Here is a 14,020-nt window from a genome sequence, read left to right as displayed (position 1 = left end):
TTCCGTGACGCCGGTTGCGCAGTACTGTTCTGCCATGACAGCGCACCGCGTGACCGCTCCGGCGTCCCCGGCGGACGGCAGCAAGCCGAAGGGGCCGGCGTCGTACTTCCCGAGCATCGAGAAGACATACGGCCGCCCGGTCCAGGAGTGGCTCGACCTGGTCGCCGAGCGGCTCGACGACCACCCGCACATGCAGGTGGTGGCCTGGTTGAAGACCGAGCACGGGCTCGGCCACGGCCATGCGAACGCGCTCGTCGCCTACGCGAAGCAGGCCCTGGCAGGTTGAGCGCACCCCGGGTTCCCGCAGTGTCGGTGGCGGTGCCTAGCGTGTGGACGTGGCCGAACCCGTCGACGCGTGGTGGCGCCGCCGACAGTGGTCGCGCGGCGAGGCCGTCCCGTACGCCGTCGGACAGTTCCGCGCCGACTGGGCGCCGTACCCGGTGCTCATCCGGCAGTACCACCCGGACTGGAACCACGGCGTCGTCCTGACCCAGGTCCCGCCGGCGGCCGAGGTCCTGCTGACGTGGGAGTGCGACGTCGGCCACGTCTTCGTCGCAACGCCGGCCGAACAGCGGTCCCGACCGGGTCGTGAACGCCGGCGCTCGGTGTGGTGTCCGGAGTGCGCGGTGCAGGCGCAGCCCCAGCGCTGGCCGGTCCTGCCGTCCGACTGGCCGTCGCAGGTGCCGGTCCCGCAGCGGGTCGTCCGGGCCACCGGTCGCCAGACCCTGCCGGCAGCGCCCTCCCGCGGGACCCCGGCGGGTGCCGTCGCCTCGAGCCGCACCCGCGCACGTCGACCGGTGCCGGGGACGCCGCGACGCCCGAGCCAGCCGGTGCCCCGCACGATCTGCCCGAAGACCCCGCGGCTGCCCTCGGGCGAGTCCTTCACGAGCGTCTGCGCCCCGGCGACGGCGTCCGCGGTCGAGGCCGAGCTGCGTGCGGCGCTGTCCGACCGGTTCGCGTTCACCTACGACCACTCCGCGATCCGCCTCGACCGGCCGTTCTTCGACCACGTCGAGGTCTGGCCGGACATCATCCTGCCCGAGCTGCGCGTCGCGATCGAGTACGACTCGACCGGCCGCCACGGCCTCGAGCACGTCGGCCCGCGGCAGGACACCGACCGCAGGAAGGACCGCGCCGTCCGCGCCGTCGGCTGGGAGGTCGTCCGCATCCGCACCGGACGCCTGCCGGCGCTGGGGCCGTACGACCTGCAGGTGTCCGGCATCTCCGGCCGCACGGTCGACCGGCTCGCCGACACCCTGCGGCAGATCCGTGGCGACCTCTTCGTGGACGCGTACGCACGGTGACCGGACGGGGGACAAGATCGACCGACGGGGTACACGCCGCCTGGGTCCGTCGCGGAGCGACCGGTAGGCAAGAGGAGTGACCCCTGCGTTCTGCCTCCACGCGCTGGGGGCGAGCTCCGAGGAGTTCGCCCTGCTCCGCCGCGCCCTGATCCGTGACGACCTCGAACTCATCGGCATCGACCTGCCCGGTTTCGGCCGCAGCCCGGCGTCGTCCGGCACCACCGTCGAGGAGATGGCGGTGCTCGTCGAGCGCGCGATCGGCGCGAGCGGCGCGAGCGAGTGGGTGCTGGTCGGTCACTCCATGGGCGGCAAGGTCGCCACGGTCGTCGCGGACCGCACGATGTCCGGCGCGAACGGCCTGTTCGGGTTGCAGGCCGTGGTGCTGCTCGCAGCCTCGCCGCTGGCGCCCGAACCGATGGACGACGACCGCCGCGCTGCGATGCTGTCCTGGGCGGCGGACGGCCCGATCAGCGCGGCCCACGCCGCCGAGTTCGTCGACGCGAACACCGCGTCCACCCTGGCGCCCGAGCGGCACACGACTGCCGTGCAGGACGTCGAGCGCGCCGACCCCGGCGCGTGGACGGCGTGGCTCACGCGCGGCAGCCGCGAGGACTGGTCCGACGCAGCCCCGAACCCGGTGCCGGCGCTCGTGCTCGCCGGTGCCGAGGACGGCGACCTCGACGCCGAGGCGCAGCGTCGCCTGACGCTGCCGCACTGGCCCGACTCGGAGCTCCACGTCGTCGAGGGTGCCGCACACCTGCTGCCGTGGGAGCAGCCCGAGGCGGTGGCGGACCGCATCCGCGACTTCTGGACCCGCCGGTTCACCGGGGCTCCCGTGGTCCCGGTGGAGCTCGCGCGCGTGATCGCCTCGCCGCGGGTCAGCGCCCGCATGCGCTCGCTGTTGGCGGCCCGCTCGCTGCCCGACGACCCGACCGCCGAGCCGCGAGCGCTCACCGCCCGGCAACTGCAGACCCTCCGTGCGGTCGCTCGGATCGTCGTGCCGCAGCCGGGCGACCGTCAGGTCGACCTCGCGCTGCGCGTCGACGACCAGCTCGCCGCGGGGCTCGGTGACGGATGGCGCGTCGACGGCATGCCCACCGACCTCGAGGCGTACCGGGCAGCGCTCGACGTGCTGGCCGGCCCGGCACAGGACGGCGTGCTCGACAGCGCCCTGCAGGACGTGGCTGCCGGACGGTACCGCGCCGACGGTGTGCGGGGTGCCGGACACGACGACGTGATGGACGCCGTGATGGACGCCGAGCAGCTGCGCGCCTGGTACGAGGACGCCAGCGTCGACCTCGTGAAGCACTGGCTCGCGCACCCGGCGACGATGGCGGCGATCGACTTCGACGGCTTCGCGAACGGGGGCGACGGCGTCCGCAAGCAGGGCTTCCAGCTGCTCGCCGCCGACCAGCGCGAGGCCTGGGAACCAGCGGCGCCCGACCGCCGCGAGCGCACCCGCGACGACACACACGACGACACCCACGACGGCACCACGACGACGGAAGCAGCACGATGAGACTCGACGGACAGCGCACCTACGGCAACGACGACGTCGTCGACGTGGTGGTCGTCGGTACCGGAGCCGGCGGAGCGCCCCTGCTGGCCTCCCTGGCACGACGCGGCCTGCGGGTCGTCGCCCTCGAGGCCGGTCGCAACACCGAGCCGGGCGACCACGTGCCCGACGAGGTCGCCGCCCCGGGGGACATCAACTGGATGGACGAGCGGCTGAGCGGCGGCGGTGCCCCGACGGCGTTCGGCCCGAACAACAGCGGCACCGGGGTGGGTGGTTCGACGCTGCACTGGGGTGCGTTCACACCGCGCCCGAGCGAGCACGACCTGCGCCTGCGCTCCGAGAGCGGCCAGGGTCAGGACTGGCCGATCAGCCACGCCGAGCTCACCGGCTGGATCGAGCAGGTCGAGCACGACGTCGGGGTCGCCGGACCCGAGCACTACCCGTGGGACCCGTCGCGCCGTTACCGGATGCGTCCGCCGGCGCGCAACGCCTCGTCGGACATGATGATGCGCGGGGCCGCGGCCGCCGGCATCACCGCGACCGACGCCCCCGTCGGCCTGACCACCGAGGACCGCCACCAGGAGCACCACGGCCTCCGGCACGCCTGCGTCTCCTGCGGCTCGTGCCACCAGGGCTGCCGCAACGGCGCGAAGGTCTCGATGGACACCACCTACCTGCCTGCGGCGGTGGCGTTCGGCGCCGAGATCCGGCCGGACTCGTTCGTGCACGGCATCGAACTCGACGCCGCTGGCGAGGTCAACGCCGTGCTGTACACCCACGACGGCCGCGAGCACCGGCAGCGCTGCCGTGCCCTCGTGCTCGCCGCCGGCGGCATCGAGACCCCGCGCCTGCTGCTGCACACCGGGCTCGCGAACGGCAACGACCAGGTCGGCCGGAACTTCACCGCGCACGGCGCCACCCAGGTCTGGGCACGGTTCGACGAGTCGATGCGGTCCTACCGCGGCTACCCGTCGTCGATCATCACCGAGGACTTCGTCCGCCCCGCCGACGCGGACTTCGCCGGCGGGTACCTGATCCAGAGCCTCGGCGTGCAGCCGCAGACCTTCGCCAACACGCTCGTCCGTGGTGGCGGCCTGCGCGGCGCCGAGCTCGTGCGGGCGCTCCAGGACTACCCGCACTCGGCGGGCGTCGGCATCAACGCCGAGTGCCTGCCCTACGACGACAACCGGCTGGTCCTCGCGGACGAGGTCGACGAGCACGGCGTGCCACGCGCCCGGGTCTCGTTCACCCCGGGCGCGAACGAGGACGCCATCCGCCGCCACGCGGTCCGCACGATGACGACCATCGTCGAGGCCGCCGGAGGCAAGGACATCCGGGTCCTCGAGCGCACCGCGCACACCATCGGCACGGCCCGCATGGGCGCGGACCGCGAGACCTCGGTCGTCGACCCCGACGGCCGCTCGTGGGACGTCCCGAACCTGTGGATCGCCGACAACTCGGTGTTCCCGAGCGCCGTCATCGCGAACCCCGCGCTGACGATCATGGCGCTGTCCCTGCGCACCGCCGACCGGATGCTCCGCGCGGCCTGACCGGCGTGGGCGGGCCGGCGGCGCGGAAGCGCTCCGGCCCGCCCCGCTCAGCCGCGCAGGGCGAGCGCCTCGCTCGTCCACCGGGCATGCAGGTCCCACGGGTCGTCCACACCGGCGGCGACGGCACCGACGTGCGCGAGCAGCTCCGGCGTCGCCCGGAACCACTCGGTGCCCGGGTACCGGGTGGCCGCGAACTGCGCGTGCCGCCGACGTTCGAGCGACCGGTCGCCCCGCTCGAACGCCAGGAGGTCCTGGTGCGGGATCGCTGCCAGCCGCTGCCTCGGGTTCTTCGTCGTGCCGATCTTCACCCGGTCGCCGAAGTCGTCGCGCATCCGCAGGTAGTACACGACGTCGACCCGCGGGGGAGCGAGGTCACCGTCGGGCACGTCGCCCCACCGCCACTCGCACCGTGCGCAGACGAACGCCGTCGGGAACCGCACCCCGACGCGGGATCCGCACACCGGGCACGGCCCCGGCAGGGCGTCCTCGACACCGACGCGCTCAGCCGCGAACTCGGTCACCAGCGTGACGTGCGTCGCACAGAGGGGCACGCCCGCGAGTGCGTCCGCAGCGGGGCGAGCGCAACCCGGCACGCAGCACGACGAGGTGACCATGTCCCGAACGCTAGCCGGACCCACCGACGTGCCCCGGGCCTCCCGTCCGTCCTGCGCACCGTGCGCACCCGCGCCGGACCGGTGCGTACCTGCCGAAACCGGGCGTACCTGGTCGGTTGGAACGACCAGGTACGCCCGTTTCCGCTTCCCATCGCAACCGCTCTGGGAAGAACCATGCAGGCCGAGACCCGTCAGTCGGTGAAGATCACGCCGACCGGCTCGCGCTTCTCCTCCTGGAACTGGTCCTCGCCGCGCCCGAGCGCCCAGTAGGCGGACAGCGACATCTCGCGCTTCTCGAGCCCCCAGTCGTCCTGCAGCAGCCGACGGATCGCCTTCATCGCGGTCCGCTCGCCGTGCGCGAAGACCTGGACCGGCCGGGAGGCGCGGGGCAGCGCCCGGGCCGCGTCCAGCAGGAGCGTGCCCGGCTGGGCGCCGGTGGCGTCGCGGTGCAGCCACCGCAGGTCGACCCCCGCCGGGTGCGCGATCTGCTGCTCGTCGGCCGGCCCGGCGACCTCGACCAGGGCGATGCCCGTGGCCGTGTCGGACATGGACTCCAGCGCGGCACCGATGGCCGGCAGGGCGCTGTCGTCGCCGAGCAGGACGTGCGTGACGTCCGGGTCGTCGGCGGGCGCGTAACCACCGCCGGGACCGGACAGGGCGAGCTTGTCGCCGGGCTGCGCGGCTGCGGCCCAGGGCCCGGCGAGGCCGTCGTCGCCGTGCACGACGAAGTCGACGGCGATCGTCCGCGCGGTGTGGTCGACGGCCCGCACCGTGTACGTGCGGCGGGCCGGCCGGTCCTGCTTCGGCAGCGTCTCGCGCAGTTCCTCGAGGTCGTACGGGGGTTCGAGGCCGAGCGACGGCTTGGCGAGCAGGAGCTTGACGTACTTGTCGGTGGCGGCCAGCTTGTCCGGGTCGGCGGTGCCCACGAAGTCGTCGAAGGCCGGTCCGCCGAGGTGGACGCGCACCATGTGCGGCGACAGTCGCTCGGTGCGGTCGACGACGAAGACGTGATGGGGGCGTTTGGGCTTGGAGCTCATCGGTACGAGCGTCCTCTCTCCTGCTTGACGTTTGTCGAACTAAGGTTAGCCTTACCTCATGGACACGACCGTCATCCCGTTCTCCGAGCTGCTGCGCAAGCGCACGCGTCGCTCGCACGGTTCCTCGGCCGGGAACGGCTTCATGCACGACCTGCTCGGCGGGAAGTGCGACGTCGCCGACTACGCGGCGTTGCTCGGACAGTACTCGTTCGTCTACGACGCCCTCGAACGTGCGGCCGAACGGATGGCGGACCACCCGGTGGCGGCGCCGTTCGTCACGTCGCAGCTCACCCGGATGCCGGCGATCCGTGCCGACCTCGAGTACCTGATCGGCCCGGACTGGTCCGAGCTGGTCTGCCCGCTCCCCGCCACGACGGCGTACGTGCGGCGGCTCAACGAGGTCGCGGCCGAGTGGCCGGGCGGCTTCGTCGCGCACCACTACACGCGGTACCTCGGCGACCTGTCCGGCGGGCAGATGATCGGTCGGATGCTCTCCGACCAGTTCGGCTTCGACACGAACGGCGTCCTGTTCTACATCTTCGACCAGGTCGCGGACCCGAGTGCCTTCAAGGACACGTACCGCGCGCAGCTCGACGCGGCGCCGTGGACGGCCGACGAGCAGGAGCGGGTCATCGCCGAGGTCGAACTGGCGTACTCGCTCAACAACGGCCTGCTCGAGGGGCTCGATGCCCGGCGTCGTCCGGTCACCGACGGGGTCGGCGACGTGGCGGTGACCGCGTGACCGAGCCGTTCGACGACGAGGCGCGCCGCGCGGTCCTCCGGCACATGAACGCCGACCACACGGCCGACAACCTGACGATCGTCCGCGCGAACGGGGCCGCGACCGCCGTGGCCGCGACGATGACCGAGATCGACGCGATCGCCGGCGTCTGGCTCGCCCGGCTCGACGACGGCGACGAGGAACAGGTCATCGTGCCCTGGACGTCGCCGCTGACCGACCGCCGTTCGGCGCGGGTGCAGATCGTCGAGGTCCACTCCGCCGCGCAGGCCCAGCTCGCCGAACCGAGCTGAACCGAGCCGATCCGCGCCGACCACAGACCCGCCGGGATCGCGGACCGCGTCGCAACTGCAGGGGTGCTCCCGCCACGCGTCGCGATCCCGGCGTCCTCCGTGCGCGCTCGCGCCCCGCGCGCCCTGCCCGCTGATCCGTCCGGACGGTCGACGTCACGGGTGGCCGCGGGCCGATACGCTGCTCGGAGCCGGGACGGTGTTCCCGGACGACCCCGAAAGGACCCCATGACGGCGATCGACGGATCGGCGCGCCATGAGCGCGCTCGGGACGACGTCAGCGGCGCGGTCGACAGTGACCTGCGCGCCGACGTGCGCTACCTCGGCAACCTGCTCGGCCGGGTGCTGCGCGAGAACGGTGGCGACGAGCTGCTGCGTGACGTGGAGTCACTGCGTGCGGCCGTGATCGACGCCTACGAGGGCGACCACGCCGAGGGTGCTGCCCGCGCGCAGACCCTCGTGTCCGCGATGTCGGCCGAGCGCGCCGAAGCGGTGGCGCAGGCCTTCACGACGTACTTCCACCTCACGAACCTGGCCGAGGAGCACCACCGCGTGCGGGTGCTCCGGCAGCGCGGCGACGACGGCGGCCTGGCCGGCGACTCGTTCCCGGCGACCTACGCAGAACTCGTGGCCGAGGTCGGCGAGGCCGAGGCGGCCGAGCGACTCCGGACGCTGCGGTTCCACCCGGTGTTGACCGCGCACCCGACCGAGGCCCGCCGTCGTGCCGTGACCACGGGCGTGCGGCGCATCACGGACCTCATCGACGAGCGCGACCGCTCGAAGAACGCCACGGCGCGTGCCGAGAACGAGCGACGGCTGCTCGAGGAGATCACGACGCTCCTGCGCACCTCGCCGCTCCGCACGACCCGTCCGACCCCGCTCGACGAGGTCCGGACCGCCATGAGCGTCTTCGACCAGACGCTGTTCGAGATCGTCCCGCAGGTCTACCGCCTGCTCGACGACCGGCTGCAGGGCGACGACGCCGGACGTGCACCGGTGACGGCGCCCGCGTTCGTGCGGTTCGGCACCTGGATCGGTGGCGACCGCGACGGCAACCCGCACGTGACCGCCGACATCACGCGTCAGGCTGCGGAGATCGCCGCCGAGCACATCCTGATCGGGCTCACCCGTGCCACCACCCGCATCGGCAGCGCCCTGACCCTCGACGCGAGCGACACCCCGGCCGACGCCGGACTCACCGCGCTCGTGGCCGCGCAGGAGTCGCTCGACCCGGGCATCGCCGAGCGCATCGGCGTCCGCGCCCCGAACGAGACCCACCGCCGTGCGCTCCTCTTCACCGCCGCGCGCATCGACGCCACCCGCCAGGGCACGACGCCGCTCGCGTACGACGGCCCGGACGCCCTGCTCGCCGACCTCCGGACGATCCAGGCGTCGCTCGTCGCCGCCGGCGCGATCCGTCCGGCGAACGGCGAGCTGCAGAACCTCATCTGGCAGGTCGAGACCTTCGGGTTCCACCTGGCCGAGCTCGAGGTCCGGCAGCACTCGCAGGTGCACCGCACGGCCCTGGCGGAGATCCGGGCCGGTGGCGCGCTCAGCGAGACCACCGAAGAGGTCCTGGCGGTCTTCCGGACCATCGCCGAACTGCAGGACCGTTACGGGGTCCGTGCCGCCAGCCGGTACATCGTGTCCTTCACGCAGTCGGCGGCGGACCTGGCGAACGTGCACGAGCTCGCCGTCGCAGCACTCGGCTCGCCCGAGGCCGCGCCGGTGCTCGACGTCATCCCGCTGTTCGAGACCTTCGCCGACCTGCACGCCAGCGTCGACATCCTCGACGAGGCCGTCCGCACCGAGACGTTCCAGCGTCGACTGGCCGCGACCGGCCGTCGGCTCGAGGTCATGCTCGGCTACTCGGACTCGTCCAAGGACGTCGGTCCGGTCTCCGCGAACCTGGCGCTCTACGACGCCCAGGCCCGCATCGCCGACTGGGCGCGGGACAACGAGGTCGAGCTCACCCTGTTCCACGGCCGCGGCGGTTCGCTCGGCCGCGGCGGCGGCCCGGCCAACGAGGCCGTCCTCGCGCAGCCGCCGGGATCGATCGACGGTCGCCTGAAGCTCACCGAGCAGGGCGAGGTCATCTTCGCGCAGTACGGCGACCAGGACATCGCGGCCCGTCACCTCGAGCAGATGGCCTCGGCCACCCTGTTCGCGTCGTCGCCGTCGAACGAGGCGCGCACGGCCGCTGCGGCCACCCGGTTCGCCGACCTCGCGCAGCAGCTGGACGACGTCTCGCGCGTCGCGTTCTACGAGCTGGTCAAGGCGGACGGGTTCGCTCCGTGGTTCGCACGGGTCACCCCGATGGAGGAGATCGGGCTGCTCCCGCTGGGCTCCCGCCCGGCCCGCCGGGGGCTGTCGGTCGAGTCGCTCGAGGACCTCCGGGCAATCCCGTGGGTGTTCTCGTGGACCCAGGCGCGGATCAACCTGGCCGGCTGGTACGGGCTCGGCTCCGCCCTCGAGGCCGTCGGTGACGTCGACGTCCTGCGTGCCGCGTACGCCGAGTGGCCATTGTTCGGCGCGATGATCAAGAACGTCGAGATGTCGCTCGCGAAGACCGACGAGCACATCGCCCGCCGGTACCTCGAGCTCGCCGACCGCGACGACCTCGCCGCCAAGGTGCTCGACGAGATGACGCGGACCCGTGACTGGGTGCTGCGGATCTCGGGTGGCAGCGACGTGCTCGAGGACCGTCCGGTCCTGGCCCGGGCCGTGCGCCTGCGCAGCCCCTACGTCGACGCCCTGTCGCACCTGCAGCTCCGCGCGCTCCGGTCCATCCGGACGACGGGCAGCACCGACCCGACCGACGCCGACCACCGGCTGCTCCTCCTCACCGTGAACGGGATCGCCGCCGGCCTGCAGAACACCGGCTGACGCTGGCCCCACCTGGCCCGGCCGCACCCGCCGAGTGGTCACGAACGGTCGGCTCCGTCGTCGCCGCGCGACCGGTCGCGACCACTCGACGGACGTGAGCGGCGTGCCGTGACCGCTCGCCGTGGGGGACGGGAGGCCCGGTGCCAGCTGGCACCGGGCCTCCCGTCCGTCTCCGCGCACGTCCCGAGCCGCGCCCCCGAGAGGTCACGAAGTGTCGGCCGCGCGGTTGCCGCGCGACAGTTCCTGACCCCTCGGCGGACGTGAGCGGGGTGTGAGGACCACCCCGGTTCCCCCGTCGAATCGATTCGGGTGCGCGTAGCGTGTCGGTCGTGACGACGGAGCGCACCCGGAAGCCGACCACGACCACCCTGCCGCCGATCGTGCCGCTGGCCCTCATCGTCGGGGTGTCGCCGTTCGCGACGGACATGTACATCCCGGCGCTGCCGCAGATCGCCCACGACCTCGGCACGACCCCCGGTGCCGTGCAGCTGTCGCTCACGGCGTTCCTCGTCGCCTTCGCGGTCGGGCAGTTGCTCGTCGGACCCGTCAGCGACGGGGTCGGTCGGCGACCGATGCTCGTCGTCGGAACCGCGGTCTTCGCGCTCGCCTCGGTCGGGTGCGCCCTCGCGCCGGACGTCGTCACGCTCGTCCTCGCCCGCATCGCCCAGGGACTCGGCGGAGCGGCCGGAGCGGTCGCCGGCCGGGCGATGGTGTCGGACGTGGCGAGCGGGACCCGGATGGCGAAGGTCTTCGGCACGCTCGCCGCGATCAACGCGATCGGCCCCGTCGTGGCACCGCTGGCCGGAGGCGCCGTGCTGGCGTTCGGCACGTGGCGGATCATGTTCGTCGTGCTCGCGGTGCTCGGCGCGCTGTTCTTCGCGATGGTGGTGCTGCGGTTCCGCGAGACCCTGCCGCAGGAGCGACGCGGGGGCGTGGGCTTCGCCGCGAACGGTCGACGCATCCGCGAACTGCTGGCGATCCCGCGGTTCCGTGCCTACGTCCTGAGCGGGGTGCTCTCCACCGTCGGGTTCTTCGCGTACATCGCGACGAGCTCGTTCGTGTTCCAGACCCAGTTCGGCTTCTCCGAGGGCATGTACACACTGGTCTTCGCCACGAACGCCTCGATGATGATCGTCACCACGCTGGTGTTCGGCCGGGTCGTCGGACGGTTCTCCGAGGACTCCCTGCTCACCGTCGGACTGCTCGTCGGCACCGCTGGCGCGGCGGCGGTCCTCGTCTCGGCGCTGCTCGGCCTCGGTCCGGTGCCGGTCTGGTGCGCGCTCGCGGTCGTCACGGGCGCGTGGGGCTTCGTCCTGCCCGCGGCGATGACCCGGACGCAGCACGTCGGGGCGGCGCACCCGGGGACGGCGGCGGCCCTGCAGGGCGGCCTGACGTTCGGCATCGGCGGCCTCGGGACACCGCTCGCCGGCGCGCTCGGCGGGACCGCACTGGCGATGGGCGGGGTCATGGCGGCACTCATGACTGCAGCCGTCGTGGTGCAGGTCACCGCGACGCGTCGGGATCGCAGCGGGACCTGACGCGGCGGAGCCGGTAGGTTGCTGGTTGCAAGGCGCACCGATCAGAGGAGACCACCCGGCATGGACATCGTCGTACACGAAGCGCAGCCCGACACCGCGGTACTCGAGTGCAGCGGGCGCTTGAACATGGTGTCGGCCCCGGCGTTCCGCGAGGCGGTCGCGCAGGTCGTCGACAACGGACGTGCCCGCGTCGTGGTCGAGCTCTCCGGCGTCGAGTTCATGGACTCGTCCGGGCTCGGCGCGCTGGTCGGCAGCCTGAAGACCGCACGGCAGGCGGGCGGCGACCTCCGCATCGCAGCGCCGTCCGAGCAGGTGCAGATGGTCCTGCAGCTCTCCAACATCGACAAGATCCTCCGCACGTACCCCGACGGGGACGCTGCGGTCACCGACTGGTGATGACTGCCTCGGCCGCAGAGCACACGCTCGCGCTGTCCTGCCCGCCGGACGACGTGTCCGCCGTGCACGAGTTCCTCGCGGGGGTCTGGCAGCACGAACCCTCGGTCTCCGTCGAGGACCGGATGGCCCTCGAACTCGCGATCGTGGAGCTGACCTCGAACGTGATCGAGCACGGGACACGCCCGGAGGGCGTCTCCTGCCGCCTGCGCCTCGAGATCGGCGCTGACCGGTTCTCCGCGCTGCTCTCCGACGACGGTGTCGCCGCCACCGTGGACACCGAGTCGGCCGAGTTGCCCGATGACCTCGCCGAGAGCGGTCGCGGACTCGCTCTCGTCCGGATGGTCGTGGACGACCTGCGGTACGAGCGGATCGCCGACGAGAACCGGTGGACGGTGCAGCGCACCCGACACTGATCGCCACGGCCTCGCGGACGGTCGGTTCGTCCGTCTCGCGCACTCCGCGGGCCACAAACCGCAAGGTGCCGCTGGGGATTCCCGGGCTTCCTGGCCGCCGTGCGACTATTCGCGCGATGACAGCCGAACCGGATCCCAGGATCAGCTTCGAGACGTCGGGGGGCGATCTCGACGCTGCCGTGCACATGTACGAGGACGCCTACGCCAGTGTGGGCTTCACCGCGACCCGCACGGAGCGACCGTTCGCGTACCGATTCCGCGTCGTCGGTGACGACGTGATGTCGTTCCGGTCGACCCGGTTCGACGCGCGGATGCAGGGTGAGCTGGAAGTCCGCGACGAGTACGTCGTCATGTGGACCACGGACGGCGGCGGGCGCGTCGACATCGGACGGCAAGAGGTCGCGTTCTCGCCCGCCGCCCCGATGATGTTCCCGACCGGTCGACCCTTCGCCTTCGACCTGCAGGACGTCCGGCAGAGCCTGGTGCAGTTCGAGCGGACCGCCCTCGAGCGCATCGCCGCCGAGGTCCACGGGGAGCAGCCCGGTCCGCTGGTGTTCGACCACACGGCGACGCCCCGGAAAGCGGACCTGCGGAACTGGAACACCCAGGTGCAGCGCGCCGCCGAGACCGTCCTCGGCCGTTCCTCCGTCAGCCCCCTTGCCCTGGCCGAGGTCGCACGCGAGACCGCCCAGTCCCTGCTCCGGACGTTCCCGCACAAGCTGCTGGCCCCGGACGTCCCCCTGCCGCAGGGCGCCACGGGTCGCGTCCGCGAGGCCGTCGAGTACATGCACGCCTTCGCGCACACGCCGATCTCGACCACCGACGTCGCCGAGCACGTCGGGTTGAGCGTCCGCGGCCTGCAGCAGGCGTTCCAGCGGCAGGTCGGCACCGCCCCGAACGCGATGCTCCGCGGGATCCGTCTCGACCGGGTGCGCGAGGAGCTCCGCCGTGCGTCGGCGGGCGACCTGACCGTGGCGAGCGTGGCGATGCGGTGGGGCTTCGCGCACCTCGGCCGCTTCTCGGCGGCGTACGCGGCGCGCTTCTCCGAGTACCCGCGCGACACCCTGCAGCGCTAGGTCCGTCCGGAGTTCGCTACGCTGCCCGGGTGAGCAGACCTCGACCGTGGGTGATCGTGCCCGGGATCTGGAACTCCGACGCGGAGCACTGGCAGTCCGTCTGGCAGCGGGATCGCGGCGATGGCGCCGTCCGCATCGCACCGGCGTCCTGGGGTGAGCCGGACCCGGGGGACTGGCAAGACGCCATCTCCCGCGCGGTCGCGTCGTGCGCCGAGCCGCCGGTGCTCGTGGCGCACAGCCTGGGCGTGCTCGCGGTCGCCGACTGGCTCGCCGCGAACGCCTCGAACGCGGCTGCCGCGAACGCCGCGAACGCCGCGAACGCCGAGGGTGGCATCGTCGCCGGCGCCTTCCTCGTCGCGCCGCCGGACCCCGCGGCACCGGGCTTCCCCGCCGCCGCCTCCGGGTTCGGCGCGCCCAGTCCGATCCCGGCCGGCACCGCTGCGGCCCGGGTTCCGACCCGCCTGGTGGTGAGCGACGACGACCCGTACTGCACCGCCGACCGTGCCCTGGCGTTCGCGGAGACGATGGGCGCCGCGGTGCTGCGGGTCGGCCCGCTCGGCCACGTCAACGTCGCCAGCGGCGTCGGTGCATGGCCCGCCGGTCGGGAGCTCCTGGACGCGTTCGAGCAGAGGCTCTGACCCGCGCCCCGGAGCGGCGGGCG

14 protein-coding genes are annotated in these 14,020 nt (G+C 72.9%); 12 read left to right on the top strand and 2 right to left on the bottom strand.

The features are described 5' to 3' along the window. The first annotated feature begins 34 nt into the window (after nt 1–34). The 4 genes from ABH929_RS08820 (at nt 35) to ABH929_RS08805 (ending at nt 4,370) form a co-directional block, all read left to right on the top strand. Nucleotides 35–286: a DUF4287 domain-containing protein gene (locus ABH929_RS08820; RefSeq protein WP_263092070.1), complete on the top strand. Its 252-nt coding sequence runs from the start codon at nt 35–37 to the stop codon at nt 284–286. 49 nt (nt 287–335) lie between these two features. Then, nucleotides 336–1,304, top strand: a complete 969-nt coding sequence (locus tag ABH929_RS08815) for a hypothetical protein (protein WP_404560904.1) — start codon at nt 336–338, stop codon at nt 1,302–1,304. Nucleotides 1,305–1,380: 76 nt separating this feature from the next. Next, nucleotides 1,381–2,823, top strand: coding sequence for an alpha/beta fold hydrolase (locus ABH929_RS08810; RefSeq protein ID WP_404560903.1), 1,443 nt, complete (start codon nt 1,381–1,383; stop codon nt 2,821–2,823). After that, nucleotides 2,820–4,370, top strand: a complete 1,551-nt coding sequence (locus ABH929_RS08805) for a GMC family oxidoreductase (RefSeq protein ID WP_404560902.1) — start codon at nt 2,820–2,822, stop codon at nt 4,368–4,370. The genes ABH929_RS08810 and ABH929_RS08805 overlap by 4 nt, the downstream gene beginning before the upstream one ends. Before the next feature lie 47 nt (nt 4,371–4,417). On the opposite strand, the gene ABH929_RS08800 is transcribed toward ABH929_RS08805, so the two are convergent. Together ABH929_RS08800 and ABH929_RS08795 are read right to left on the bottom strand one after the other, a co-directional pair. Beyond that, nucleotides 4,418–4,984, bottom strand: coding sequence for a GIY-YIG nuclease family protein (locus tag ABH929_RS08800; RefSeq protein WP_404560901.1), 567 nt, complete (start codon nt 4,982–4,984; stop codon nt 4,418–4,420). A 191-nt stretch (nt 4,985–5,175) separates the two neighbouring features. Further along, nucleotides 5,176–6,021, bottom strand: a complete 846-nt coding sequence (locus ABH929_RS08795) for a siderophore-interacting protein (protein WP_404560900.1) — start codon at nt 6,019–6,021, stop codon at nt 5,176–5,178. Between the two features lie 58 nt (nt 6,022–6,079). Between ABH929_RS08795 and ABH929_RS08790 the strand changes: the two genes are divergently transcribed. The 8 genes from ABH929_RS08790 (at nt 6,080) to ABH929_RS08755 (ending at nt 13,997) form a co-directional block, all read left to right on the top strand. After that, complete coding sequence (locus ABH929_RS08790; protein WP_263092064.1) at nt 6,080–6,763, top strand: heme oxygenase (biliverdin-producing); 684 nt, start codon at nt 6,080–6,082, stop codon at nt 6,761–6,763. Next, nucleotides 6,760–7,053: a DUF2470 domain-containing protein gene (locus ABH929_RS08785; protein WP_240347285.1), complete on the top strand. Its 294-nt coding sequence runs from the start codon at nt 6,760–6,762 to the stop codon at nt 7,051–7,053. Before ABH929_RS08790 ends, ABH929_RS08785 begins: the two co-directional genes overlap by 4 nt. 225 nt (nt 7,054–7,278) lie before the next feature. After that, a complete protein-coding gene (locus ABH929_RS08780; protein WP_404560899.1) occupies nt 7,279–9,936 on the top strand; it encodes a phosphoenolpyruvate carboxylase in 2,658 nt (885 codons plus the stop codon). 329 nt (nt 9,937–10,265) lie between these two features. Then, nucleotides 10,266–11,474: a multidrug effflux MFS transporter gene (locus ABH929_RS08775; protein ID WP_263092062.1), complete on the top strand. Its 1,209-nt coding sequence runs from the start codon at nt 10,266–10,268 to the stop codon at nt 11,472–11,474. A gap of 60 nt (nt 11,475–11,534) precedes the next feature. Next, nucleotides 11,535–11,870, top strand: a complete 336-nt coding sequence (locus ABH929_RS08770; RefSeq protein ID WP_111085615.1) for an STAS domain-containing protein — start codon at nt 11,535–11,537, stop codon at nt 11,868–11,870. Further along, nucleotides 11,870–12,283 (top strand): ATP-binding protein, encoded by a 414-nt coding sequence (locus tag ABH929_RS08765; protein ID WP_205462317.1) that lies wholly within the window; start codon nt 11,870–11,872, stop codon nt 12,281–12,283. Before ABH929_RS08770 ends, ABH929_RS08765 begins: the two co-directional genes overlap by 1 nt. A gap of 116 nt (nt 12,284–12,399) precedes the next feature. Next, nucleotides 12,400–13,359, top strand: a complete 960-nt coding sequence (locus ABH929_RS08760; protein WP_263092061.1) for an AraC family transcriptional regulator — start codon at nt 12,400–12,402, stop codon at nt 13,357–13,359. A gap of 29 nt (nt 13,360–13,388) precedes the next feature. Beyond that, complete coding sequence (locus ABH929_RS08755; RefSeq protein ID WP_263092060.1) at nt 13,389–13,997, top strand: alpha/beta hydrolase; 609 nt, start codon at nt 13,389–13,391, stop codon at nt 13,995–13,997. Nucleotides 13,998–14,020 lie beyond the last annotated feature (23 nt).

It is taken from the genome of Curtobacterium sp. AB7, assembly GCF_044909335.1.
Lineage (GTDB): Bacteria > Actinomycetota > Actinomycetes > Actinomycetales > Microbacteriaceae > Curtobacterium.
This window is presented reverse-complemented; position numbering and strand designations above follow the sequence as displayed.